19 protein-coding genes and 1 tRNA gene are annotated in these 23364 nt (G+C 74.7%); 12 read left to right on the forward strand and 8 right to left on the reverse strand.

The genetic code is table 11. The features are described from left to right. Nucleotides 1-38: 38 nt before the first annotated feature. The 3 genes from ACPCUX_RS05115 to rlmB all read left to right on the forward strand — a co-directional run bounded on the left by ACPCUX_RS05115 (nt 39) and on the right by rlmB (nt 4078). A complete protein-coding gene (locus ACPCUX_RS05115; protein WP_137281512.1) occupies nt 39-1307 on the forward strand; it encodes an alanine racemase in 1269 nt (422 codons plus the stop codon). A 74-nt stretch (nt 1308-1381) separates the two neighbouring features. Then, entirely contained in the window at nt 1382-2812 is a 1431-nt protein-coding gene (cysS, locus tag ACPCUX_RS05120) for a cysteine--tRNA ligase (RefSeq protein WP_034654010.1), read from the forward strand. A 249-nt stretch (nt 2813-3061) separates the two neighbouring features. Then, the gene (rlmB, locus tag ACPCUX_RS05125; protein WP_034654007.1) at nt 3062-4078 is read left to right on the forward strand and encodes a 23S rRNA (guanosine(2251)-2'-O)-methyltransferase RlmB; all 1017 of its coding nucleotides are present in this window, start codon (nt 3062-3064) and stop codon (nt 4076-4078) included. An 84-nt stretch (nt 4079-4162) separates the two neighbouring features. Here rlmB and ACPCUX_RS05130 read toward each other — a convergent pair whose 3' ends face one another. The 5 genes from ACPCUX_RS05130 to ACPCUX_RS05150 all read right to left on the reverse strand — a co-directional run bounded on the left by ACPCUX_RS05130 (nt 4163) and on the right by ACPCUX_RS05150 (nt 11130). Continuing rightward, nucleotides 4163-5428: a DUF4032 domain-containing protein gene (locus tag ACPCUX_RS05130; RefSeq protein ID WP_034654006.1), complete on the reverse strand. Its 1266-nt coding sequence runs from the start codon at nt 5426-5428 to the stop codon at nt 4163-4165. Between the two features lie 70 nt (nt 5429-5498). Next, complete coding sequence (locus ACPCUX_RS05135) at nt 5499-7172, reverse strand: discoidin domain-containing protein (protein WP_423388277.1); 1674 nt, start codon at nt 7170-7172, stop codon at nt 5499-5501. 215 nt (nt 7173-7387) lie between these two features. After that, a complete protein-coding gene (locus ACPCUX_RS05140) occupies nt 7388-8512 on the reverse strand; it encodes an ABC transporter ATP-binding protein (protein WP_021483311.1) in 1125 nt (374 codons plus the stop codon). A gap of 279 nt (nt 8513-8791) precedes the next feature. Next, nucleotides 8792-9655, reverse strand: a complete 864-nt coding sequence (otsB, locus tag ACPCUX_RS05145) for a trehalose-phosphatase (protein ID WP_423388278.1) — start codon at nt 9653-9655, stop codon at nt 8792-8794. Next, nucleotides 9652-11130, reverse strand: coding sequence for an alpha,alpha-trehalose-phosphate synthase (UDP-forming) (locus ACPCUX_RS05150; protein ID WP_319946782.1), 1479 nt, complete (start codon nt 11128-11130; stop codon nt 9652-9654). The genes otsB and ACPCUX_RS05150 overlap by 4 nt, the downstream gene beginning before the upstream one ends. A gap of 216 nt (nt 11131-11346) precedes the next feature. Here ACPCUX_RS05150 and ACPCUX_RS05155 point away from each other — a divergent pair, with 216 nt between their 5' ends. The 4 genes from ACPCUX_RS05155 to ACPCUX_RS05170 all read left to right on the forward strand — a co-directional run bounded on the left by ACPCUX_RS05155 (nt 11347) and on the right by ACPCUX_RS05170 (nt 14850). Beyond that, nucleotides 11347-13086 (forward strand): serine/threonine-protein kinase, encoded by a 1740-nt coding sequence (locus ACPCUX_RS05155; RefSeq protein WP_308821572.1) that lies wholly within the window; start codon nt 11347-11349, stop codon nt 13084-13086. Nucleotides 13087-13141: 55 nt separating this feature from the next. Further along, the gene (locus ACPCUX_RS05160) at nt 13142-13717 is read left to right on the forward strand and encodes a hypothetical protein (protein ID WP_423388279.1); all 576 of its coding nucleotides are present in this window, start codon (nt 13142-13144) and stop codon (nt 13715-13717) included. A gap of 88 nt (nt 13718-13805) precedes the next feature. Continuing rightward, nucleotides 13806-14657 (forward strand): DsbA family protein, encoded by an 852-nt coding sequence (locus tag ACPCUX_RS05165; RefSeq protein ID WP_076406173.1) that lies wholly within the window; start codon nt 13806-13808, stop codon nt 14655-14657. Nucleotides 14658-14774: 117 nt separating this feature from the next. Then, nucleotides 14775-14850: transfer RNA gene (locus ACPCUX_RS05170), tRNA-Thr, on the forward strand. Nucleotides 14851-14991: 141 nt separating this feature from the next. On the opposite strand, the gene ACPCUX_RS05175 is transcribed toward ACPCUX_RS05170, so the two are convergent. Both ACPCUX_RS05175 and ACPCUX_RS05180 read right to left on the reverse strand, forming a co-directional pair. Next, on the reverse strand, nt 14992-15870 hold the full coding sequence (locus ACPCUX_RS05175) for an SGNH/GDSL hydrolase family protein (RefSeq protein ID WP_083711973.1): 879 nt from the start codon (nt 15868-15870) through the stop codon (nt 14992-14994). A 128-nt stretch (nt 15871-15998) separates the two neighbouring features. Then, on the reverse strand, nt 15999-16658 hold the full coding sequence (locus tag ACPCUX_RS05180; RefSeq protein WP_256380374.1) for a uracil-DNA glycosylase: 660 nt from the start codon (nt 16656-16658) through the stop codon (nt 15999-16001). Between the two features lie 228 nt (nt 16659-16886). Between ACPCUX_RS05180 and ACPCUX_RS05185 the strand changes: the two genes are divergently transcribed. From ACPCUX_RS05185 to ACPCUX_RS05200, 4 genes are all read left to right on the forward strand, one after another. Beyond that, nucleotides 16887-17207, forward strand: a complete 321-nt coding sequence (locus ACPCUX_RS05185) for a DUF3263 domain-containing protein (protein ID WP_021482752.1) — start codon at nt 16887-16889, stop codon at nt 17205-17207. A 79-nt stretch (nt 17208-17286) separates the two neighbouring features. Continuing rightward, nucleotides 17287-17937, forward strand: coding sequence for a LytR C-terminal domain-containing protein (locus ACPCUX_RS05190; RefSeq protein WP_157446603.1), 651 nt, complete (start codon nt 17287-17289; stop codon nt 17935-17937). Nucleotides 17938-18128: 191 nt separating this feature from the next. Continuing rightward, nucleotides 18129-18332 (forward strand): cold-shock protein, encoded by a 204-nt coding sequence (locus tag ACPCUX_RS05195; RefSeq protein WP_021482750.1) that lies wholly within the window; start codon nt 18129-18131, stop codon nt 18330-18332. A gap of 19 nt (nt 18333-18351) precedes the next feature. Beyond that, the gene (locus ACPCUX_RS05200) at nt 18352-19857 is read left to right on the forward strand and encodes a phytoene desaturase family protein (RefSeq protein ID WP_423388280.1); all 1506 of its coding nucleotides are present in this window, start codon (nt 18352-18354) and stop codon (nt 19855-19857) included. A 46-nt stretch (nt 19858-19903) separates the two neighbouring features. Here ACPCUX_RS05200 and ACPCUX_RS05205 read toward each other — a convergent pair whose 3' ends face one another. Further along, nucleotides 19904-21373 carry a glycoside hydrolase family 15 gene (locus ACPCUX_RS05205; RefSeq protein ID WP_423388281.1) on the reverse strand — a complete coding sequence of 490 codons (1470 nt, stop codon included), beginning with the start codon at nt 21371-21373 and terminating at the stop codon, nt 19904-19906. 289 nt (nt 21374-21662) lie between these two features. Here ACPCUX_RS05205 and groL point away from each other — a divergent pair, with 289 nt between their 5' ends. Continuing rightward, entirely contained in the window at nt 21663-23288 is a 1626-nt protein-coding gene (gene groL, locus ACPCUX_RS05210; RefSeq protein ID WP_031315159.1) for a chaperonin GroEL, read from the forward strand. Nucleotides 23289-23364 lie beyond the last annotated feature (76 nt).

A 23364-nucleotide genomic window follows, 5' to 3' on the forward strand; every position in this document is an offset into this window, starting at 1 on the left:
TACTGTCTCACGCCCGGCGGGTGGCGTACGTTCTCCCCATGACGACCCACACGGCACCGGGGGCGGACCAGGGCGCGGGCCCGCAGGACGGTGACGAGCGGGGCGCGACGCCGTCGCTCCTGGCCCGCCTGACCCGCGCGACCGCGACGCTCGACGGCCCGCTCGCCGTCGTCGACCTCGACCGGTTCGACGCCAACGCCGACGAGCTGCTCGCGCGCGCGGGCGGCGTCCCCGTGCGGGTCGCGTCGAAGTCCGTGCGGGTGCGCTCGCTCGTCGCGCGCGCGGGCGAGCGGGGCTTCCAGGGCGTCATGGCGTACTCGGTGCGCGAGGCGCTGTGGCTCGTCGAGTCGGGCGTCCGCGACGTCCTCGTGGGCTACCCGTCGGTCGACCGCGGGGCGCTCGCGGCGCTCGCCCGCCACGAGGCCGGCCGGCGCGAGGTCACGCTCATGGTCGACGACGCCGCGCACCTGGAGCTCGTGCGCCACGCGCTCGCCGAGACCGGCACCGGGGACGAGCCGCCCGTGCGGGTGTGCCTCGACGTGGACGCGTCGCTGCGCGTGGGCCTCGGTCTCGTGACGGTCCACCTGGGCACGCGCCGCTCGCCCCTGCACGGTGCGCGCGACGTCGCGTCGCTCGCCGCCCGGGTCGTCTCGACGCCCGGTCTCGCGCTGCGGGGCCTCATGTTCTACGAGGCGCAGGTCGCCGGGATGCCGGACTCCAGCCTCGCCGTCCGCGCGGTCAAGCGGCTCTCGGTGCTCGAGCTGGGCGAGCGCCGGGGCGAGGTCGTCGCGGCGGTGCGGGACGTCGTCGGGCACGGCCTCGAGCTCGTGAACTCGGGCGGCACGGGGTCCCTCGAGACGTCGTCCGCCGACGCGGTCGTGACCGAGGTGACGGCCGGGTCGGGCCTGTACGTCCCGGGCCTGTTCGACGAGTACCGCGCGTTCCGGCCCCGGCCGTCGGCGTTCTTCGGCCTCGACGTCGTGCGCGTCCCGGGCCCGGGCTGGGCGACGGCGTTCGGCGGCGGGTACGTCGCGTCCGGCCCGGCGACCCGCAGCCGTCTGCCGCGCGTCGTGACGCCGGGCTGGTCGCTCACGGGCCGCGAGGGCGCGGGCGAGGTGCAGACGCCGCTGCACCGGTCGCGCGGCGCCGCCGGGGCGCCCGACCTGGGCGTGGGGGACCGCGTCTGGTTCCGCCACGGCAAGGCCGGCGAGGCCATGGAGCGGTTCGACCGCGTGCACCTCGTGCGCGGCGACGAGGTGGTCGACGTCGTCCCGACGTACCGCGGGGAGGGCAAGAGCTTCGGCTGACGCGGCGGGGACGGGCCGGCCGTCGCCCCGGCGTCGCTTCGGCCGCGACGGTGCGTCCCCGGTACCCTTGCGGCGTGACCCTTCGCCTGTTCGACACCGCCACGCGGGACGTGCGCGACTTCGTCCCCCTGACCCCGGGCGAGGTCGGCATCTACCTGTGCGGCGCCACCGTCCAGGCCGCCCCCCACATCGGGCACATGCGCTCGGCCGTCGCGTTCGACGTGCTCGTGCGCTGGCTCCGGCGCGGCGGCGCGCGGGTGACGCTCATCCGCAACGTCACCGACATCGACGACAAGATCCTCGCGAAGTCGGCCGACGCGGGCGAGCCCTGGTGGGCCTGGGCCGCGACGTACGAGCGCGCGTTCACCGCCGCGTACGACGCCCTGGGCGTGCTGCCCCCCACGTACGAGCCGCGCGCGACGGGCCACGTCCCGGACATGGTCCAGCTCATGCAGCGCCTCGTCGAGCGCGGCCACGCCTACACCACGGGCCCCGGCGACGTGTGGTTCGACGTGCGGTCCTGGCCCGAGTACGGCGCGCTCACCAACCAGCGCCTCGAGGACCTCAACCCCGTGCCCGACGACGTCCCCGCCGACGCCGAGGAGGCCGCCGCCAAGCGCGACCCGCGCGACTTCGCGCTGTGGAAGGCCCCGAAGCCGGGCGAGCCGGAGACCGCGTCGTGGGACACGCCGTTCGGGCGCGGCCGTCCGGGCTGGCACCTCGAGTGCTCCGCGATGGCGCGCCGCTACCTCGGCGACACGTTCGACCTCCACGGGGGCGGCCTCGACCTGCGGTTCCCCCACCACGAGAACGAGCAGGCCCAGTCGCGCGCCGCGGGCTACGGGTTCGCCCAGCACTGGCTGCACAGCGCGTGGGTCACGCAGGGCGGCGCCAAGATGAGCAAGTCGCTCGGCAACGGGCTGCTCGTGCGCGAGGTCCTCGCGACCACGAGCCCCGCCGTGCTGCGCTACGCGCTCGCGTCCGTGCAGTACCGCTCGATGCTCGAGTGGACCCCCGCCACGGTCGTCGAGGCCGAGGCGACGTGGGAGCGGCTGGCGGGCTTCGTCGAGCGGGCGACCGAGCGGGTGGGCGAGGTCGACGACGTGCGCGACGCCGAGCTCCCGACCGCCTTCACCGCGGCGATGGACGACGACCTCAACGTGCCGGCGGCGCTCGCCGTCGTGCACGAGCACCTGCGCGCGGGCAACGCGGCGCTCGCGGACCGGACGACGGCCGCGGACGCCGTCGCGCGCCACCACCTCGTGGCGGTGCGCGCGATGCTCGACGTGCTCGGACTCGACCCGGGCGACGCGCAGTGGGCCGACCGCGGTGACTCGCGCTACGCGGCGGTGCTCGACGCCGTCGTCGGCGCGGAGCTCGCGGCGCGGGCCGAGGCGCGCGCGTCGCGGGACTTCGCGACGGCCGACGCGATCCGCGACCGGCTCGCCGCGGCGGGCGTCGCGGTCGAGGACTCGGCCGACGGCGCGCGCTGGACCCTCGCCTGACGCCCACCGGACGACGGCCGGGAGCCACCCGCCGGCGCACGAGACAGAGCTCCGGTAGCACGAGACAGAGCTCCGGTAACGCGAGGTAGAGCTCTGGTAGCGCGCGGGAGAACCCTGGTGACGACCACGGTTCCCTTTCGGCGGGGTGTCTGGGGGACACTGGACCCAGGAGCGAGACACGCACGCCGGGCGCCGAACCCGACGTGGACTGACCTGAACTGACCTGAACGACGACACGATCGGTGCACCATGGCTGGCAACTCACAACGACGCGGCGCGACCCGCAAGCCCGGAAGCAAGAAGGGCGCGACCGTCGGCTCGGGCGGGCAGCGGCGCAAGGGCCTCGAGGGCCGCGGGCCGACCCCGAAGGCCGAGGACCGCGTCTACCACGCGGCGCACAAGCGCAAGGTGGCCGACGAGAAGCGCGCGACCGGGCGCGGCGGCCCGGCGCGCGGCACCGAGCGTGCCGGCACGTCGCGCGGCGGGGCCTCGCGCGGCGGCGGCCCCAAGGGCCGCGGGTCGGTCCAGGAGGTCGTCGCGGGTCGCAACTCCGTCCTGGAGGCGCTGCGCGCGCGCATCCCCGTCGAGGTGGTCTACCTCGCGTCGCGCCTCGACGCCGACGACCGCACGCGCGAGATCGTCGACATCGTCGCGGGCCGCGGCTACGACCTCCTCGAGGTGGGCAAGCCCGAGCTCGACCGTCTCACCGACGGGGCCGTGCACCAGGGCGTCGCGATCAAGGTCCCGCCGTACGAGTACGCGGACGTGGACGACCTGCTCGACGCCGCCGAGGAGTCGGGGCGGCCGCCGCTCGTCGTCGCGCTCGACGGCGTCACGGACCCGCGCAACCTCGGCGCGGTGCTCCGCTCCGCGGGCGCGTTCGGCGCGCACGGCGTCCTCGTGCCCGAGCGCCGCGCCGCGGGCGTCACCGCGTCCGCGTGGAAGGTCTCGGCGGGTGCCGCCGCGCGCGTCCCGGTCGCCCGGGCGACCAACCTCGTGCGCGCGCTCGGCGAGCTGAAGAAGGCGGGGTGCTTCGTCGTCGGGCTCGACGCGGGCGGCACCACGGCGATCGGCGACCTCGAGCTCGCGACCGAGCCGCTCGTCGTCGTCGCGGGGTCGGAGGGCAAGGGCCTGTCCCGCCTCGTGCGCGAGGCGTGCGACGTCGTCGCGTCCATCCCCATCGGGTCGGACACGGAGTCGCTCAACGCCGCCGTCGCGACGGGCATCTCGCTCTACGAGGTCGCGCGCCTGCGGCGCGAGGCCTGACGCCGGCGCGCCCGGCAGCACACAACGCCACGCGGTGCCCGCGTCGCCCCGCCGGTCCTCGGACGGCGGGGCGACGCGCGTCCGTCAGCCGTAGTACTCGGGGTCCTTCTCGCCCGGTGCGAGGCCGAGGATCGCCTTCTCGTCCGGGCGGTGGCGCAGGACGTTCTCCACGTACGACTGCGTCGCCTCCGCCATCGGCACGTCGCGACCGGCGCGCTCCGAGATGAACCAGCGGTGGTCGAGGATCTCGTGGAAGAGCTGCGCCGGCTCGAGCTTGCGGCGCAGGTTCCGCGGCACGGCCTGGATCGTGGGCTCGAACACGCCGCTCAGCCAGTCGTGCGCGACGAACTCCTCGTCGTCGTTCTGCCGCTCGGCCGCCGCGCGGAACGAGTCCAGGTCGTTGAGCAGACGGCGGGCCTGGTTCTCCTGCACGTCGAGGCCGGTGAGGCGCAGCAGGCGTCGCGAGTGGTGCCCCGCGTCCACGACCTTCGGCTGGATCTGCACGGTCGTGCCGTCGATGTCGGTCGTGATCGCGAGCTCGTCGACGTCGAACCCGAGGTTGTTGAGGTGCTCGATGCGGGCCGCGACGCGCCACCGCTCGTTCGCGTCGAACGACTCGGACGTCGTCAGCGCCTCCCACAGCTCCTCGTAGCGCGCGACGAGCGCGTCGCCGATCGCGACCTCGTCCACGTCCTCGTCGAGCAGCTCGCCGGCGGCGAGGTCCATGAGCTCGCCGATGATGTTCGTGCGCGCGAGGTCGACGTCGTACGAGCGCTGGCCGGGGGAGAGCTCGCGGTGCAGGTCACCCGTCTCGGCGTCCACGAGGAAGGCGGCGAACGTCTCCGCGTCGCGCCGGAACAGCGTGTTCGACAGCGACACGTCGCCCCAGTAGAAGCCCACGAGGTGCAGGCGCACGAGGAGGACGGCGAGCGCGTCGATGAGGCGCGTGGCCGTGTCCGGCCGCAGCGACTGGCTGAACAGCGCGCGGTAGGGGAGCGAGAACTGGAGGTGCTCGGTGATGAGCACGGCCTCGAGCCGCTCGCCGTTCGCGTCCTGGCGTCCGGTGATGACGCCCACCGGGACGACGCTCGGCACCTCGAGCCGGCGGAGCTGCCGCAGCAGCTCGTACTCGCGGTACGCGACCGTCTCGCCGATCTCCTTGATCGCGATCACCCGCCCGGAGAGGCGGACGAACCGCACGATGTGCCGCGAGATGCCGCGGGGGAGGGCGGCGAGCGTCTCCGCCGGCCATTCCTCGAGCGGGACGTCCCAGGGCAGGTCGAGGAGCGCCGGGTCGGGGGCCGACGCGGTGATCTGCAGGTTGTGCACCGTCACGGGTCCATTGTCCATGGTCGTGGGGCCCGGGCGGGGCGGGCCCGACCCGTGAGGTCGGACCCGCCCCGCGACGAGGTGCCGCAGGTCAGGCGCAGGCGACCGCGTCGTGGTCGACCTCGACCGTCGACGTGACGTCCTCGCCGTCGACCGTCGCGGTGCCGGTGACGGTCACCGACCCGTTATCGACGGAGGTGGAACGCACCGCGAACGACTGGTACGCGTTCGCGCCCGGGGCGACGTCGGCGACCTCGCGGGTGCCGTACGGCGTCGCGAGCGTCACGTCGACGGGCTGGTCCTCGCCGTTCGTCGCCCGGACGGCGACGTACGCCTGGCCGGCGAGGCAGCGGGCCTGCACCTCGACGTCGAGGTCGAGCTGTCCGGCCGGTGCGCCGTAGACCTCGAGCTCGTAGAGGGAGAAGCCCCACTGCGTCGCGCGCTCGGTGAGGTAGAGCCGCACGTGCCGGCCCGTCCCGGTGATCTCCAGGTCGTCGAACCCGCCGTCACCGTCGGTGACGGTGCGGACCGTGGTCCAGGTCTCGCCGTCGTGGGACGTCTGGACCTCGTAGCCCGACCCGTACGCCGTCTCCCAGTCGACGACGACGCGGCTCAGGTCGTAGCTCGCGCCGAGGTCCACCGCGATCCACTCGGGCTCGCTCCACGCGCTGCTCCAGCGGGTCCCGGCGTTGCCGTCGACCGCCTTCTCGGGCTCGTGGCCGGCCTCGTCGATGCTGGAGGCCGTCACGGGCCGGCCCAGGGCGAGCGAGTCCTCGTCCTCCTCGCCGCCCCCGTCGTCGGACCGGAAGCAGCGCAGGTACTGGTAGGACTCCGCGGAGGTCTCGAACGACGGTGCCCAGTCCCACTCGTAGGTGAAGTACTCGACGTAGGGCTCGGCCGCGGCGATGATCGCCGGGAGGTCGAGCTCGCCGCGGCCGAGCGCGACCTGCCGCATGTCGCCCGGCGCGTCGACGTTCACGGCGTCCTTGATGTGGAGCAGCTCGATGCGGTCCCCGTGCTCCTCGATCCACGCCGGGACGTCGAGGCCGGCGTCGGCGGCCCAGCCGACGTCGAGCTCGAACGTGACGTAGCGCGGGTCGGTGTTCTCCTCGATGACCTCCCAGGCACTGACCGTCTCGCCCGTCCCCGGGTGGGTGTACCGCGTGGTGAACTCGCTCTGGTGGTTGTGCAGCACGATCTTGTTCGCGCCGTTCTCGTGCGCGTACTTCCCGAGCTCGTTCACGTACGCCGCGGTGGCGACCGCCTCGTCGTAGGTGCCGTAGCCGCCCGCCATGCCGCCGGTCCCGATGTAGTCCTGGCCCAGCGCGACGGCGTACGCGACCGTCGCGGGCCACGTGGCCCGGTCCGTGCTGCCGTGGCTCGACGACACCTGGAGGCCGTGCCGGTCGAGGATCGCCCGGTAGTCGTCGACCGGCATCGCGTAGGGCTGGTTGTACGGCTCGACGTTCGTGAACCCGGCCGCGGCCACCTCGCCGAGCACGCGGTCGAGGGTCTCCGGTGACGGGGTCCCCGAGCCGCCGAGCTCGCCCACGTGCGTGTAGAGCTGGATCGAGATCTTGGCGTCGGGGAGGCCGTCGTCCGCGTCGCACGTGACGGCGGCGGTGGTCGACGGACCCGCGGACGGCGCGGGCCCGACGGGCGCTGCGACGGCCGGCGCGGTGGCGAGCGCGGTCGCGACGAGCGCGCCGGTGGCCAGCGCCGCGCCGAGGCGCCGGGCGCGCGGGGAGGGGGACGGGATCTGCATGAGGCTCCAATTGACAGCGTTGTCGATTTGGGTGACGAACAGACGACTTTTGGCGTCGTGTGTGCAAAAGCAGTCTTGAGGTCCCCCATGACCCTGTCAAGGGCACGGACCCGACGGGTCGGCGGGAGGGCGTGCCTCGCCGTCGCGAGCCCGTAACGCCGCAGGGCGGGCCCTCCCGACCGGGAGGACCCGCCCTGCGGCGGTGGTGCGAGGTGTCAGCTGATGCGCTGACCCGAGGCGGCACCGAAGACGTGCGACTGACCCGGGCGGATCGTCACGTAGATGCGCTCGCCCTTGGCCGGGACGTTGCGCGGGTCGACGCGGACGATGACCTGGTTGTCGCCGGCGCCCGAGTGGACGTCGGCCTGCGAGGCCAGGTCACCCTTGAGCGTGCCGTAGACGAACGCGTCGGAGCCGAGCTCCTCGACGATGTTGACCTCGACCGGGAACGCGGCCTCGTTGGCCTGCGACACGACGTCGAGCGCCTCGGGACGGAAGCCGATCGTCACCTTGCCGTTGTCGGCCTCGGTGATCTTGGCGGCCGTCTCGCGCTCGAGCGCGATGCGCGCGGGGCCGACCTCGGCGACGCCGTTGTTGACCGCGAACGTGCCGATGTTCATCGCCGGCGAGCCGATGAAGCCCGCGACGAAGACGTTGGCCGGCGTGTCGTACATCTCGCGCGGCGTGCCGACCTGCTGGAGCAGACCGTCCTTGAGGACCGCGATGCGGTCGCCCATGGTGAGGGCCTCGGTCTGGTCGTGCGTGACGTAGACCGTCGTGACACCGAGGCGGCGCTGGAGCGACGCGATCTGGGTGCGCGTCTGGACGCGGAGCTTGGCGTCGAGGTTCGACAGCGGCTCGTCCATGAGGAACACCTGCGGCTGACGGACGATCGCACGGCCCATCGCGACGCGCTGGCGCTGACCACCGGAGAGCGCCTTCGGCTTGCGGTCGAGGTACTCGGTGAGGTCGAGGATCTTCGCGGCCTCCTCGACGCGCTGGCGGATCTCCGCCTTCGGCGTGCCGGCGATCTTCAGCGCGAAGCCCATGTTGTCCGCGACGGACATGTGCGGGTACAGCGCGTAGTTCTGGAACACCATCGCGATGTCGCGGTCCTTCGGCTGGACGTCCGTGACGTCGCGGTCGCCGATGTAGATGTGTCCGCCGTTGACGTCCTCGAGGCCCGCGAGCATGCGGAGCGAGGTCGACTTGCCGCAGCCCGAGGGGCCGACGAGGACGAGGAACTCGCCGTCCTCGATGTGCAGGTTGAGCTGGTCCACGGCAGGACGCTCGGTCCCGGGGTAGACGCGGGTTGCGTGGTCGTAGGTGACCGTAGCCATGACTGGTACATCCCTCCACCGGCAGGTACGTGCCGGACGATCCGTTGTGCAGTGACGTGCCACGTCGACGTAGCTGTTCGCGATGGCGGACGAGCGTGTCTTCGACGACACAGAAGAAGTCGGACCCCCTCCGGAACGAGCAGGGGACCCGACGTCATCGTGACCCGATCCTACTCCCGGTCCTGAGTGCTTCGTCACAGCGTCGGTCACGATCCGGTAGCGGTTCGGTGCGGGCGGCAGGGCCCGCCGGGCGCGCGCCCGGCGGACCCCGCCCCGGGGTCAGCCCTCCCGGCGCTCCCGGCGCTCCAGGAGGTCCGCGAGGAGGTCGAGCACCGCGGCGAGCGCGTCGGCGTCGGGCACGCGCTGCTCGGCGAGCGTGTCGCCGTCGCCCACCTTGACGCCCAGGTCGCCCGGGCCGAGCACGGCGAACGCCGTCTCGTCGGTCGTGTCGTCGCCCGCGTAGAGCACGCGCGTGCGCGCGTCGGGGCACCCGGCGTCCTGCCCGACGACGTCCCGCAGCCGGTCCACCGCCTCGCCCTTCGACGTCTCGACGACCGCGACCTCGACGACGTCCTTCCCGTGCATCGCGTGCAGCCCGAGCCGCTCGGCCACCGCGTCGGCCAGGTCCTCGGCGGCCTGCGTGTCCGCCGCCGAGGCGAGCCGCGTGTGCAGGACGGCGGCGCTCGGCTTCTCCTGCACCCACGCGCCCTCCCGCCCCGCGACGGCCTCGGCCATGCCCGCGCGCAGGGCGGCGAGGTGGTCGGCCTGCTCCGGCGTGAGGTCGAGCGGGACGGCGTCGAGCCCGTCCTCGGTCACGTGCCCGGTCTCGGCACCGTGGCTGCCCACGAGGTACGTGCCGACGGGCGGCTCGCTGCGCTCGGCGAGGTCCGCGAGGTTGCGGCCCGAGACGAGGGCGAGGCGCGTCGTCGTGCCGACGAGCGCGGCGGCCAGCCGGTCGACGGCGGCCCGGGCGGACGGCGCCATGCGCGCGGCGAGCGGGTCGTCGACGAGCGGCGAGAGCGTGCCGTCGAAGTCGAGCGCGACGAGCCGCGCGGCGGGTGCGCCGTCCGCGTCCGCCGCGAAGGCGCGCACGGCGTCGGCGACCGGCCCGGGCACGGGCGCGGGGTGGTGCGTCGCGGTCACGCGCCCTGCTCCGCGGGCTCGTCAGCGGCCTGGCGGGCGTCCTGCGGCGCACCCGGCTCGTCGTCCTCCGGGCGGCGGCGCGGCACGCGGGACGGCATCGCGGTGAGGACGCCGAGGAACGACTCCGACCACCGCGCGACGTCGTCGGTGAGGACCTTGCGGCGCAGCCGGCGCATGCGCTTGCGCTGCTCGCGGTGGTCCATGTGCGCGGCCGCGACGATGATGTCCTTCATCCCGTCGATGTCGTGCGGGTTGACGAGGAGCGCGCCGGACGAGAGCTCGTCGGCGGCGCCGGTGAACTCGGAGAGCACGAGCACCCCGCGGTCGTCCGAGCGGGCCGCGACGTACTCCTTCGCGACGAGGTTCATGCCGTCGCGCAGCGCCGTGACGAGCATGACGTCGGCCGCGAGGTACAGCGCGGCCATCTCCTCGGGCGGGTAGGAGTGGTGCAGGTAGTGGATCGCGGCGTGCCCGATCTCTGCGTACTCGCCGTTGATCCGCCCGACCGCGCCCTCGACGTGCTCGCGCAGCTCCTGGTAGGCGTCGACGTTCTCGCGGCTCGGGCTCGCGACCTGGACGAGCGTGGCGTGCTCGACGTCGAGGCGGCCGTCCTGCAGCAGCTCGCCGTACGCCTTGATGCGGTGCCGGATGCCCTTGGTGTAGTCGAGGCGGTCGACGCCGAGCATCATGATGTCCGGGTCGCCGAGGTCCGCGCGGATCTCGCGCGAGCGCTGCTGGACCTCGGGCGTGCGGGCGAGCTCGTCGAACCGGCGCGAGTCGATCGAGATGGGGAACGCGGCGGCGCGGACGTGGCGGTCGCGCCCGTCCTCGCCCGGGACCGTGATGATCGGCCCGCGCGTCGTGTGGGCGCGCAGCCGTCGCACCGCGCGGATGAAGTTCGCGGCGTCGCCCGCGCGCTGGAAGCCCACGAGGTCCGCGCCCAGCAGGCCGTCGATCACCTGGCGGCGCCACGGCAGCTGCTGGAACAGCTCGAGCGGGGGGAACGGGATGTGGTTGAAGAACCCGATCCGCACGTCCGGGCGCTGGGCGCGGATCATCTGCGGCACGAGCTGGAGCTGGTAGTCGTGCACCCAGACGACGGCGCCCGGCGCCGCCTGCGCGACGGCGGCGTCGGCGAAGCGCTGGTTGACGCGGCGGTACGCGTCCCACCACGTGCGGTGGTACGTGGGCGGCGAGATGACGTCGTGGTAGAGCGGCCAGAGCGTGTCGTTCGAGAAGCCCTCGTAGTACCGCTCGATCTCGTCGGCCGAGAGCGTCACGGGCACGAGGCGCATCTCGTCGGCGTCGAACGGCTCGCTCGCCAGGTCGGGCGCGCCGGACCAGCCGACCCAGGCGCCGTCGGACGCCTGCATGACGGGCTCGAGCGCCGTGACCAGGCCTCCGGGCGACCGCTTCCACTCGATCTCACCGCCGGGGCCGACCGTGAAGTCCACGGGCAGCCGGTTGGCCACCACGACGAGATCGAATCCCTCTTTGCCTGTCAATGGACCTCTCCTTGAGCTTCGATGAATCGCGCCTGGGCGGCCCAGGGTAGTCCGCTCGTCGGGCGCATGGACGGGTCGTCCGGTGCCGGTCGCGTGCCGGACGCCGCCCCGGGCCGGGTCGCCCACCGGTCCCGTCGGGGCCGCACCCTCCAGCGCCGGCCCGTCCACTGCGGCTACCTTGTCACCATGGAGGAGCCCACGCAGCGCGTCGAGGCACGGAACGTCGCCGGGGGGCCGTCGCGCGGACCCGCACCCGGCAGCGAGGTCGGGGGCTACCACATCGGTGCGCGGCTCGGGTCCGGCGCCATGGGCACCGTCCACAGCGCGCACGACGGCGGCGGCAACCTCGTCGCGATCAAGCTCCTGCACGCGCACGTCGACCTCGACGCCGCCGCGCAGGGCCGCGAACGGCTGCGCCGCGAGGCCCGCGCCCTCCAGCGCCTGCGGCACCCCGCCGTCGCGCAGATCCTCGACGTCGAGCTCGACGGCCCGGACGCGTTCATCGTCACCGAGCTCGTCGACGGACCCACGCTCGAGGACGAGATCGCCGAGGGCGGGCCGCTCGACGCCTGGGACCTCTACGAGCTCGCCGACCAGCTCGCCGCGGCGCTCGAGGCCGTGCACGCGGCCGGCGTCGTGCACCGCGACCTCAAGCCGAGCAACGTCATGGTGTCCTCCCGGGGACCCGTGCTCATCGACTTCGGCATCGCCCAGGGGCTCGAGGACGCGCGCGTCACGTCCACGGGCCTCGTCATGGGCACCCCGGGGTACCTGGCGCCCGAGCTGCTCGAGGGCGCGGCCCCCAGCGTGGACACCGACTGGTGGGGGTGGGCTGCTCTGCTCGCCTACGCGGCGACCGGACGGGCGCCGTTCGGCGTGCGCCCGACGGACGTCGTGCTCGCCCGCGCGCGCAGCGGACGCCCCGACCTCGCCGGCCTGGGGCCCGTCACCGCGCACGCGATCGGTCGTGCGCTGCACGCCGACCCGGCACAGCGCCTCGGGCCGACCGAGGTCGTGGCCGCCCTGCGGCACGCGGCCGACACCGGCGACGCCGCGCCCGCGACCCAGGTGGTCGCGCCGCCCACCGGACCGACCCAGGTGGTGCCGCCCGTCGCCGTCGTGCCCGGCGGCACGGGGGCCCAGGCGTGGACCGGCGCGTCCGCGTGGACCGGCCAGGCCCAGGTCGTGCCGCCGCCCCTGCCCACGTCGCAGGCGCAGGTCAACGACGGCCGCACGATGGCCGTCCCCGTCGGGCACGACCTCATGGACGACCTCGGCGCCCCTCCCCTCGGCGAGGACGGCGAACCGCTCTACGTGCGCCCCGTGCCCGCGGCACGGCGCACCGCGCTGCTCCTGCTCGCCGTGCCGCTCGTGCTGCTCGGCGGGACGTACCCCGGCGTGGCGTTCGTCGTGCTGTCGGTGCTGGTCGTGCTCGCGCGCGTCGTCGGCGTGACGACCGAGTCGCTGCACGCGCGGCGCGAGCGGCGCGGCGTCTCGTCGCGGGACACGGTGCGCGCGGTCGCGGCGTCGCCGTGGTACGTCGTGCGCGCGCTCGTCGGCGCGCTCCCGTCCCTCCTGGTCGCGGCGTGCGCCGCGGTGCTCGTGGTCGTGGCCGGGTGGTGGTTGCTCGAGTCCGACCGCTGGGTCGTCGTCGAGGGTCCCGACGGCGGCAACGCGCCCGTCGTGACGACCGCGCTGCTGTGCCTCGCGGCGGTCGCGGCGGTGACCCTGGCCTGGGTCGGGCCCCTGACGCACCTCACGCGGTACGGGACGCGGACCGCGCTGGCGCGGCTCGCCCCCGGCCGCACGGGGACGCTCGTGCTCGCCGGCCTGGGTCTCGTGCTCACCGTCGTGTCCCTCGTGCTCCTCGGGGGCGACCCGGGCGTCACCTGGTGGCCGTTCCCCGGCCCGCCGTCGCTGCGCTGAGCCGGCACCGGCCCTTCCCAGCCCGCTGCCAGGCCGCGCGCGTAGGATGGGCGCCGTGCTCCGGACGACGGTGCCGCGCGCCCTGTCGCGCGGCGTGACGCGCACGTCCGTCGTGCCCGCAGCCGGCCGTCTGCTCGGCCCCGCGCTCCTGCTCCTCACCCTCCTCGCCGCCGTGGTGACGCACCTCGCCGACCGCGGGTACGCCGTCGTGCACCAGTGCGTGACGGTGCCGGGGGTGTGGGGAGCCGCCGGGATGCACCTCGCGCTCGTCCACGAGGTGCCGGACTGCCCGTCGGGCACCGCGCTCGGGGGCGACCCGGCCGCCATGGTCACCGTCGTGGGCGCGCTCGCGCTGCCCGTCGTCGTTGCCCACGCGGCGGCGGCTGCCGTCGCGTGGGGGCTCTCCGCGTGGGCGCGACGCGCGCACGAGCGCTCCCGCGCCGTCGTGACCGGGGCCGGGCGTGCGCTGCGCGCCGTGCTCCGGGGGGCGCTGCGCCCCGTGGGGTCGCTCGTCGGGGTCGCGCGCCGCGTCGTGCGCCCGGTGCCCGACGCCGTCCCCACCGCGCTGCACCACCTCGCCGACACGGTGGTGCGCACCCGGCGCGGGCCTCCGCAGGTCGCGCTCGTCTGACGACGTCGTCGGACGCACGGCCCGCGCGACCCCGTCGGCGCGCACCCTGCCACATCCCCAGCTCTCGGCACTCCCTCGGAGGACGACCATGCCCAGCAACGAAACCCAGACCAAGGCCCAGCGTCGCGAGGCCGCACGCGCGGAGGCGCTCGCGCTGCGCGAGGCGCAGGCCAAGCGCGACAAGCGCAACCGCCTCATCACGATCGGAGCGCTCGTCGCGGGCGTCCTCGTCCTCGTCGGCGTGTTCCTCGCCGTGTGGATCCCGGCCATGAACGACCGGAACAAGACGATCGACGCCGTCGCGGCGGGCAACCTCGCCGACGTCACGAGCCCCGCCACGAGCGACGCCGAGGACGGCGGCATCCCGATCGGTGCGGACGGCGCCGCCGGGACGCAGAACGAGGGTGCCGTCGAGGTCGGGGTCTACCTCGACTACATGTGCCCCATCTGCGGCCAGTTCGAGGAGACGAACGGCGCGACGCTCGACCAGCTCCGCGAGTCCGGTGACGTGACCGTCGTGCTGCACCCGATCTCGATCCTCGACCGCGTCGCGCAGTCGCAGCAGTTCTCGACGCGTTCCGCCGCCGCGGCGGCCTGGGTCGCCGACCGCGCGCCCGAGTCGATGAACGACTTCAACACCGCGATGTTCCAGAACCAGCCCCAGGAGGGCAGCGAGACCCTGACCGACGCCCAGATCGCCGACATCGCGGAGCAGGCGGGCGTGCCCGCCGACGTCGCTGCCGGCATCGAGGACGGGACGGCCGTCGAGACGTTCGGCGACTGGGTCGCGACGGCGTCGAGCCTGGTGAACCAGGACACGTCGCTGCACGGCGAGCGCGGGTTCGGCACGCCGACGATCACGATCAACGGCGAGCGGTGGGACGGCAACTGGAGCGACCCGAACGCGCTCCCGCAGGCCGTCACCGCCGCCCAGGGCTGACCGGCACGTCGTCGGTGTCCTGACCCGCGCCGCCCACGCCGTGACCGGCGCGGGCCGCCGACCGGGGCGCGCCGGGCGAGCAGGTAGTCTGTTCGCTCGCCCGGCAGCCCCGGGAACGCCGCCTTAGCTCAGCCGGTAGAGCACTCGCCTTGTAAGCGAACGGTCGTCGGTTCGAATCCGACAGGCGGCTCCACCACGACGCCCCCGGCTCCACGGAGCCGGGGGCGTCGTCGTGCCGGTGCGCACCGCGGGGTCAGCAGTCGGTCGGCAGTCGCTGCCCGGATCGGTGGTGGCGCGAGCCGATCTCGGCAGGTGCTGCCGAGGTCGCCCGCGCTCAGCGGTCGGCGAGCGGGACGGGCAGGAGCTCGGGCGCCTTGGGGAGCCGCCCGTCGCCCGACGACGTCCCGCGCAGCCGCCGCTGCGCCCACGGCACGACGTGCGTGCGCACCCACTGCGCGTTCTGCCGGGCGCGGTCGAGAGCCGGCGCGGGCGGGAGGGGAGCCAGCGGGTCGTCCCACGCGGCGTCGTCGGGCGCCTGGCCGAGCGCGACGAGCGCCGCCTGGGCGACCCGGGCGTGCCCCGCGGGCGTCAGGTGGATGCGGTCCTCCGACCACACGCGCCAGTCCTGGAGCGCGCGCATGCCCCACAGGTCCAGCACGTACGCGCCCTGCCGACGCGCGATCGACCAGATGTGGGCGTTGTACACGCCGACGCGCGGGCGCGTGAGGCCGACCAGCGGCGACTGCGAGGCGTCGAAGCCGGTCGCCATGAGCACGTCGATCCCCGCGCCGCGCAGGCGCGAGACCGCGTGCTCGAGGTTGCGCGCGAGGCGGTCGACGTCGGCGTTCGGCCGCAGGATGTCGTTGCCGCCGCCGATGACGCTCACGAGGTCCGGCCGGAGCTCGAGCGCCGCCGGCACCTGCTCCGTGAGGATCGAGCGCAGCTTGCGCCCGCGGATGGCGAGGTTCGCGTACCGCAGCGGGTCCTCGCCGGCGGCGACGCGGCGGGTCGCAAGGTGCTGAGCGAGAAGGTCGGCCCACCCGCGCTGGTGGTCCTCCTCGCCGGGGTACGGGTCCCACAGCCCTTCGGTGAACGAGTCGCCGATCGCGACGTAGCTCGTCCAGCGCGGAGCGGGGTCGTCGGGTCGGCGTGCGTCGGCGGTGTCACCGGCCAGGGGAGTGGTCGTCGGGTTCTGCGTCGTCACCCGCCCCATTGTGCTCCTGCAGGGCGGTGCGCCGTCGACCCGGCGATCCTGGCGGGTCGAGCAGGCGGTCCTGGCGCGTCACGCGGCGCGGACGAGCCAGGACCACCTGCTCGGCGGAGACGGGGGGCGGGCGGAGGTCAGGTGGTGGGGAGGGTCCAGTCGACGGGGGCGGCGCCCTGGGCGAGGAGGAGCTCGTTGACCCGCGAGAACGGGCGCGACCCGAAGAAGCCGCGGCGCGCGGAGAGCGGGCTCGGGTGGGCGCTCGCGACGACGGGGGTGTCGCCGAGCATCGGGCGCAGGGTCGCGGCGTCGCGACCCCAGAGGATCGCGACGAGCGGGGCGTCGCGCGCGACGAGCGCCCGGATCGCCGCCTCGGTGACGGCCTCCCAGCCCTGGCCGCGGTGAGACCCGGGCTCGCCCGGACGGACCGTGAGCACGCGGTTGAGGAGCATGACGCCCTGGTCGCTCCACGCGGACAGGTCGCCGTTCGCGGGGGTCGGGGCGCCGACGTCGTCCGCGAGCTCGGCGAAGATGTTCTGGAGCGAGCGGGGCACGGGGCGCACGTGCGGCTGCACGGAGAACGACAGCCCCATCGGGTGCCCGGGCGTGGGGTACGGGTCCTGCCCGACGACGAGCACCCGCACCTCGGCCAGGGGGCGCGAGAACGCGTTGAGGATGGCCGACGGCGCGGGGAGGTACTCCCGTCCGGCCGCCACCTCGGCGCGCAGGAAGTCGCCGAGCGCGTGCAGCTGCGGCTCGACGGGCGCGAGGGCCTCGGCCCAGTCGGGCGCCATGATGCTCGCGAGGGCCGGGCGGGGGTCGGCCGTCGAGGCGGTCGCGACCGGGTCGACGGCGACGGGCTGGGCGGGTGCGCTCTCCACGGCCCCGAGCCTAACCGGCGTCCTCGGCACGTCCGGAGCGTGCGGCGAGGACGAATGACACGGGTGTGGTTCGTGCGTAGGCTGGGAGGCGGCCGCGCGCGGGAGTGCGCAGGTCCGGTGACGAGAGAGTGCAGGGAGGGAACGATGAGCGAGGCGGCGTACGTGCTCGACGGACCCGACGCGGTCGGCGACCCGACCACCTCGGAGGCGCCGGCGTCGGGCCTGAGCGAGCGGGACCAGGAGATCCTGGCGTTCGAGCGGCAGTGGTGGAAGTACTCGGGCGCCAAGGAGCAGGCGGTGCGCGAGCTGTTCGACATGTCCGCGACGCGCTACTACCAGGTGCTCAACGCGCTCATCGACTCCCCGGCCGCGCTCGCGCACGACCCCATGCTCGTCAAGCGGCTGCGGCGGATGCGGTCCACCCGGCAGCGGGCGCGCACGGCGCGCCGGCTCGAGGGTCTCTGACCCGGGACGACGGGCCGCGCGTGAAGTCCGGGCGAACAGGGCGTTTAGCCGAGAGCCCCGACCGGGCTACCCTGTCGCCGTGACGAAGAGCCGCTACCCGTACGCGCCCGACGAGTTCGACGCGCCCGCGCCGCAGGGTGCGCCCGTGGGGGTGCACCGCACGCCGCGCAGCGGGTGGAGCAAGACGTGGCCGTTCCTGCTGGTCGCCGTCGTCTTCGCCGGCCTCGCGTACGGGGGCGTCGCGCTGCTGTCCGACAACGGTGCCACGGACGACCCGCCGCAGGCGCAGTCCACGGAGCCGCCGCCCGCGGAGACCGAGGAGCCGCCCGCGGCGGAGGAGCCGCCCGCGACCGAGGAGCCGCCGGCCGCGGAGGAGCCGCCCGCGACCGAGGAGACGCCCGAGACCCCGGACCTCGCGACGCTCATGGCGGCGGCCGACCCGAGCGCCTACGTCCGCGTGCTGAACGACAGCGGCATCGGCGGCGAGGCGGCCAAGGGCAAGGACGCCCTCGACGCGCAGGGCTTCAGCAACACCGTCGCCACGGACTACACGAACGGGCCGGCGCCGGTCGACGTCACCACGGTCTGGTACGTGCCCGAGCGGAGCGACACCGCCGCCGCCGTCGCCGCGACGCTGGGCATCCCCGCGGAGAACGTCGTCCAGGTCGACAGCCTGCGCGAGGGCGACGTCGCGGTGATCATCAAGTCCGAGCTGGCGCCGGTCGGCTGACCCGGACCCCCGGGCCGCCCCGGCCGTGGCACCACGACCTGACGCTGCACCCGCGTGACCTGCTCGTTCGGCCCGGAGTCCGACGAGCGCCACCTGCCGTTCGACCTTCCGTGCACGCCGCCTGCGGGCTAGGCTCGGGCTACCACGGGGCGGCGGTCGCCTCGCGGGTGACGATGCACGAGGAGACGTACATGGCTCAGGGGACCGTGAAGTGGTTCAACGCCGAGAAGGGCTACGGGTTCATCACGCCCGCAGCGGGTGGGCAGGACCTCTTCGTGCACTTCAGCGCGATCCAGACGGACGGCTACCGCACGCTCGACGAGGGCCAGGAGGTCGAGTTCGAGCTCGGCCAGGGCAGCAAGGGCCCGCAGGCCGAGCAGGTGCGGCCGCTCTGAGCCCGGCTCCGAGGGTCGCGTGACGGAGGATCTCGACGCCGTCGTCGTCGGTTCGGGCCCCAACGGCCTGGCCGCCGCCGTGACCCTCGCACGCGCCGGTCTCTCCGTGCGCGTGCTGGAGGCGCAGCCGACGTCGGGCGGCGGAGCCCGCACGCTCGACCTCGGGCTGGCCGACGGCGTCGTGCACGACGTGTGCTCGGCGGTGCACCCGATGGCGTGGGCCTCGCCGTTCTTCGAGGCGTTCGACCTCGGCGCGCGCGGCGTGGAGCTGCTCGCGCCGGAGGTCTCGTACGCCCACCCCCTCGACGGGGGTCGCGCGGGCGTGGCCTATCACGACCTCGAGCGCACGGTCGAACGGCTCGGGGTCGACGGCGCCGCCTGGCGCGCCCTGCTCGGCCCGCTCTCCGAGGGGTGGCGCGACGTCGTCGCGGTCGCCCTCGGCGACAAGCGCTCGGTGCCGGGACGCGTGCTCACGCCGAGCGGCGCCGGTGTGACGGCCCGGTTCGGCGCGGCGGTGCTCGAGCAGGGGAGCCCCGCGTGGACGCGGCGCTTCCGCACCGACGAGGCGGGCGCGCTCCTCACGGGCGTCGCGGCGCACGCGATCTCCCGCCTCCCGTCGCTCGCCGCGGCCGGGACGGCGGTGCTGCTGGCGTCGCTCGGCCACGCGCCGGGCGGATGGCCGCTGCCTCGCGGCGGCTCCGGCGCGATCGTCGCCGCGCTCGAGGACGACCTGCGCGCCCACGGGGGCGACGTCGTCACGGGCCACCGGGTCGGCTCGCGCGCCGACCTCCCGCGGGCTCGCGCCTACGTGTTCGACACGACGCCGCGCGTCGTCGCGGACGTGTTCGCGGACCGGCTCCCGCCGCGCGCGGAGGACGCGCTGCGCCGGTTCCGGCACGGCGACGCCGCCGCGAAGGTCGACCTCGTGCTCTCCGGGCCTGTGCCCTGGGCAGACCCGGAGGTGGGGCGCGCGGGGACCGTGCACCTCGGCGGGACGCGCGCCGAGATGGCGCGCAGCGAGGCCGACGTCGCGGCCGGTCGCCACGCCGCCCGGCCCGTGGTGCTCGTGAGCGACCCGACCGTCGTCGACCCCGGGCGCGGGGCGGGCGGGCTGCGCCCGCTGTGGACCTACGCGCACGTGCCCGCGGGGTCGACGCGCGACGTGACGGAGGACGTCGTCGCGCAGGTCGAGCGGTTCGCGCCGGGCTTCCGGGACGTCGTCGTGGCGTCGCGCTGCGTGCCCGCGGCGGAGATGGCGGCGCACGACGAGAGCTACGTGGGCGGCGACATCGCGGGCGGTGCCGTGAGCATGTGGCAGATGGTCGCGCGGCCCACGCCCCGGTTCGACCCCTACGCCGTCGGGCTGGAGGGCGTCTACCTGTGCTCGGCGTCCACGCCGCCCGGGCCGGGCGTGCACGGCCTCGGGGGCTGGTACGCCGCGCAACGGGTGCTGAGGCGCGAGTTCGACGTGCGCGACGCGCCCGACCTGGCGCCCGTCGCGACGAGCGGCGCGACCACCCGGTAGCCCCGGCGCGCCGGCCGCGGCGGACCGGGAGAGCCCAGGAGGACCGTCAGCCCGCGCCGCCCGGCGTGCCCTGGTTGCCGAGCTCCACGAGCGCGAGCACGACGAGCGCGGAGCTCCACGACAGCGGCGCGACGGCGGCGGGCGAGCCGTCGGCGAGGACCTTCTCCGGGATGGCCCCGGACGCGGTGCGGTGGTCGTCGACCCAGCGGAGCCACTCCTCGGCGTCGGCGCGGTCCTCGGGGTCGGACGACGACGCCGCCGCCAGCGCGTACAGCGTGGTTTGGGGGGTCCACGAGATGCCGTCGGCGCGCCAGCCCGCGCCCGGCGCGAGCCCGCCGGCCGGGCGCAGCATCTCGCGCACGGACGCGCGCCAGGCCTCGTCCGCCCCGGCGAGCGGCTCCGGCTGGAACGGCGGCAGCACGAACGCGGTCGAGGCGTCGCGCGCGCCGCCCGTGACGTGGCGCGGGTAGCCCTGGGACCCGAACGAGCGCTCGACCGCCATGCGCAGACGGGCGGCGGCGAGGGTCGCCTCGTGCGCGCGCGGCGCCTCGCCCGCGGCCGCGTACACGTCCGCCGCGGCCTCCAGGCCCGCGAGCAGCGGTCCGGCGGTCCCGAGCGTGAGGGACGTGGGCTCGACCTCCCAGTAGTCGCTCGACGGCGGCGGCAGCGGGTCCTCGCCGTCGACGAGCCCGAGCGCGTGGTCCGTCGCGGCGTCGACCAGCGGGCGCAGCTCGGCGGCCACCTCGGGGCGGTCCGCGGCGGGCGTCTCCTCCAGCACGACGTCGGTGGCCCACAGGACCCAGCCGACGCCGTCGGACTGGATGCCCCGGTCGTCCGGGACCCCCGACCCGTCGGGGAGGTAGCGCGCGTGGAACGAGCCGTCGTCCTCCTGGACCCGGGCGAGGAAGCCGAGGACGGCGCGCGCGTCGTCGACGTGACCGGTGCGTGCGAACGCCGCCGCGGTGAACGACGCGTCGCGCGGCCACACGTAGCGCCACCTGGGCGACGGCGCGGCGAGGGCGGCGCCGTCGTCGAGCGTCAGCGCGCGCAGGTCGAGGAGGGCCGCCTCGCCGAGCGCGGCGAACGGCCCGCCTGTCCCCGGTACGACGCCGGACGCGAGCCAGGCCCGCGACGCGGTGGCGGTCTGGTGGGCGAGACCGGGGTCGAGGAGGGCCGTCGCGTCGAGGCGCGCCCCGGCGACCTGCGCGAGCCGGTCCGCCTCGCCGTCCGCGGGGTCGACGCCCGCGGCGAGCGCGCCGGGGTCGAGCGCCGCCGGGTCGAGCACGCGGCTGCCCTCGAGGTAGGTCGCGCCCACGCCGGGCGCGAGGCGCAGCACCGCGGGGCCGCCGTCGGGCCCGGTCGTCACCGCGACGCCGTCCTGGTAGAGGTCGATGTGCTCGCCCGAGGGCGCCGCGACCGCGGTCGCGGCGGTCAGGCCGAGGGCAGGGACCAGCACGAAGCCGGCCAGGGCTGCGAGGGAGCGCCACGACGGTGTTGCGCGGATCACACCGCGCATCCTAGAGCGAGCCGCGCGGCGCTCGGTTTCGCCCCTCGCGATACGCGGCGGCGTGGCGCGCCGCTGTCTTGCACTCGCACCGTGCGAGTGCCAATAATGGCGTTAGCACTCTCGTCACGAGAGTGACAGAAGTGACCAGCGCAGGCAGCCGCTCAGGCGGCTGCGGCGCAACCCACCAGGTCGACAGGTGAGGCCCGCCCTGGCGGCGTGACATGAACGCCGCCGTCGTGGGCCGTCCGTCGCGGGCGCCGGCCGACCGCCATACGCCACCAGCGGAGGATCATTCCCCATGGCCAAGATCATCGCCTTCGACGAGGAGGCTCGTCGGAGCATGGAGCGCGGGCTCAACACGCTCGCCGACACCGTCAAGGTCACCCTCGGCCCCAAGGGCCGCAACGTCGTGCTCGACAAGAAGTGGGGCGCGCCGACCATCACGAACGACGGCGTCTCCATCGCCAAGGAGATCGAGCTCGAGGACCCGTACGAGAAGATCGGTGCGGAGCTCGTCAAGGAGGTCGCCAAGAAGACCGACGACGTCGCGGGTGACGGCACGACCACCGCGACCGTGCTCGCCCAGGCGCTCGTGCGCGAGGGCCTGCGTGTCGTCGCGGCCGGCGCCAACCCGATCGCCGTCAAGCGCGGCATCGAGAAGGCCGTCGACGCGGTGACGGAGCAGCTGCTCAACGCCGCGAAGGACATCGAGACCAAGGAGGAGATCGCCGCCACGGCCGCCATCTCCGCCGGCGACCCCGCGATCGGCGAGCTCATCGCCGAGGCCCTCGACAAGGTGGGCAAGGAGGGCGTCATCACGGTCGAGGAGTCGAACACGTTCGGCCTCGAGCTCGAGCTCACCGAGGGCATGCGCTTCGACAAGGGCTTCCTCGCGCGCTACTTCGAGACGGACCCCGAGCGCCAGGAGGCCGTGCTCGAGGACCCGTACGTCCTCATCGTCGAGTCCAAGATCTCGAACGTGAAGGACCTGCTCCCGGTCCTCGACCAGGTCATGAAGGCCGGCCGCTCGCTCCTCATCATCGCCGAGGACGTCGAGGGCGAGGCGCTCGCGACCCTGGTGCTCAACAAGATCCGTGGCACGTTCAAGTCCGTCGCCGTCAAGGCCCCGGGCTTCGGCGACCGCCGCAAGGCCATGCTCCAGGACATCGCGATCCTCACCGGCGGCCAGGTCATCACCGAGACGGTGGGCCTCAAGCTCGAGAACGCGACGCTGGACCTGCTCGGCCAGGCGCGCAAGGTCGTCGTCACGAAGGACGAGACCACGATCGTCGAGGGCGCGGGCGACGCCGACCTGATCCAGGGTCGCGTCAACCAGATCCGTGGCGAGATCGAGAAGTCGGACTCCGACTACGACCGCGAGAAGCTCCAGGAGCGCCTCGCGAAGCTCGCCGGCGGCGTGGCCGTCATCAAGGCGGGTGCCGCGACGGAGGTCGAGCTCAAGGAGCGCAAGCACCGCATCGAGGACGCCGTCCGCAACGCGAAGGCTGCCGTCGAGGAGGGCATCGTCGCCGGTGGTGGCGTCGCGCTCATCCAGGCCGGTGCCGTGGCGTTCGAGAAGCTCGAGCTCGAGGGCGACGAGGCGACCGGTGCGCAGATCGTGCGCGCCGCGATCGACGCCCCGCTCAAGCAGATCGCGGTCAACGCGGGCCTCGAGGGTGGCGTCGTGGCGGAGAAGGTGCGCAACCTCCCGTCGGGCCAGGGCCTCAACGCCGCGACCGGTGTGTACGAGGACCTCCTCGCCGCCGGAGTGAACGACCCGGTCAAGGTCACGCGCTCCGCGCTGCAGAACGCCGCCTCCATCGCGGCGCTGTTCCTCACGACCGAGGCCGTCGTGGCCGACAAGCCGGAGAAGGCCGCCCCCGCGGGCGACCCGACCGGTGGCATGGGCGGCATGGACTTCTGAGCCGACCCGCCTCCCCTCACGGGGAGTCGTAGGACACCGAAGGCCGTCGGCCGGGTTCGCCCGGCCGGCGGCCTTC

It is taken from the genome of Cellulosimicrobium sp. AB352, from assembly GCF_049538415.1.
GTDB classification, from domain to species: Bacteria; Actinomycetota; Actinomycetes; order Actinomycetales; family Cellulomonadaceae; genus Cellulosimicrobium; species Cellulosimicrobium funkei.

Bases quoted from the DNA above. Each gene is read 5' to 3' on its own strand.
- ACPCUX_RS05115 (WP_137281512.1), top strand. From the start codon at position 39: ATGACGACCCACACGGCACCGGGGGCGGACCAGGGCGCGGGCCCGCAG.
- rlmB (WP_034654007.1), top strand. From the start codon at position 3,062: ATGGCTGGCAACTCACAACGACGCGGCGCGACCCGCAAGCCCGGAAGC.
- ACPCUX_RS05130 (WP_034654006.1), bottom strand. From the start codon at position 5,428: ATGGACAATGGACCCGTGACGGTGCACAACCTGCAGATCACCGCGTCG.
- ACPCUX_RS05135 (WP_423388277.1), bottom strand. From the start codon at position 7,172: ATGCAGATCCCGTCCCCCTCCCCGCGCGCCCGGCGCCTCGGCGCGGCG.
- ACPCUX_RS05140 (WP_021483311.1), bottom strand. From the start codon at position 8,512: ATGGCTACGGTCACCTACGACCACGCAACCCGCGTCTACCCCGGGACC.
- ACPCUX_RS05155 (WP_308821572.1), top strand. From the start codon at position 11,347: ATGGAGGAGCCCACGCAGCGCGTCGAGGCACGGAACGTCGCCGGGGGG.
- ACPCUX_RS05165 (WP_076406173.1), top strand. From the start codon at position 13,806: ATGCCCAGCAACGAAACCCAGACCAAGGCCCAGCGTCGCGAGGCCGCA.
- ACPCUX_RS05175 (WP_083711973.1), bottom strand. From the start codon at position 15,870: ATGGGGCGGGTGACGACGCAGAACCCGACGACCACTCCCCTGGCCGGT.
- ACPCUX_RS05185 (WP_021482752.1), top strand. From the start codon at position 16,887: ATGAGCGAGGCGGCGTACGTGCTCGACGGACCCGACGCGGTCGGCGAC.
- ACPCUX_RS05195 (WP_021482750.1), top strand. From the start codon at position 18,129: ATGGCTCAGGGGACCGTGAAGTGGTTCAACGCCGAGAAGGGCTACGGG.
- ACPCUX_RS05205 (WP_423388281.1), bottom strand. From the start codon at position 21,373: ATGCGCGGTGTGATCCGCGCAACACCGTCGTGGCGCTCCCTCGCAGCC.
- groL (WP_031315159.1), top strand. From the start codon at position 21,663: ATGGCCAAGATCATCGCCTTCGACGAGGAGGCTCGTCGGAGCATGGAG.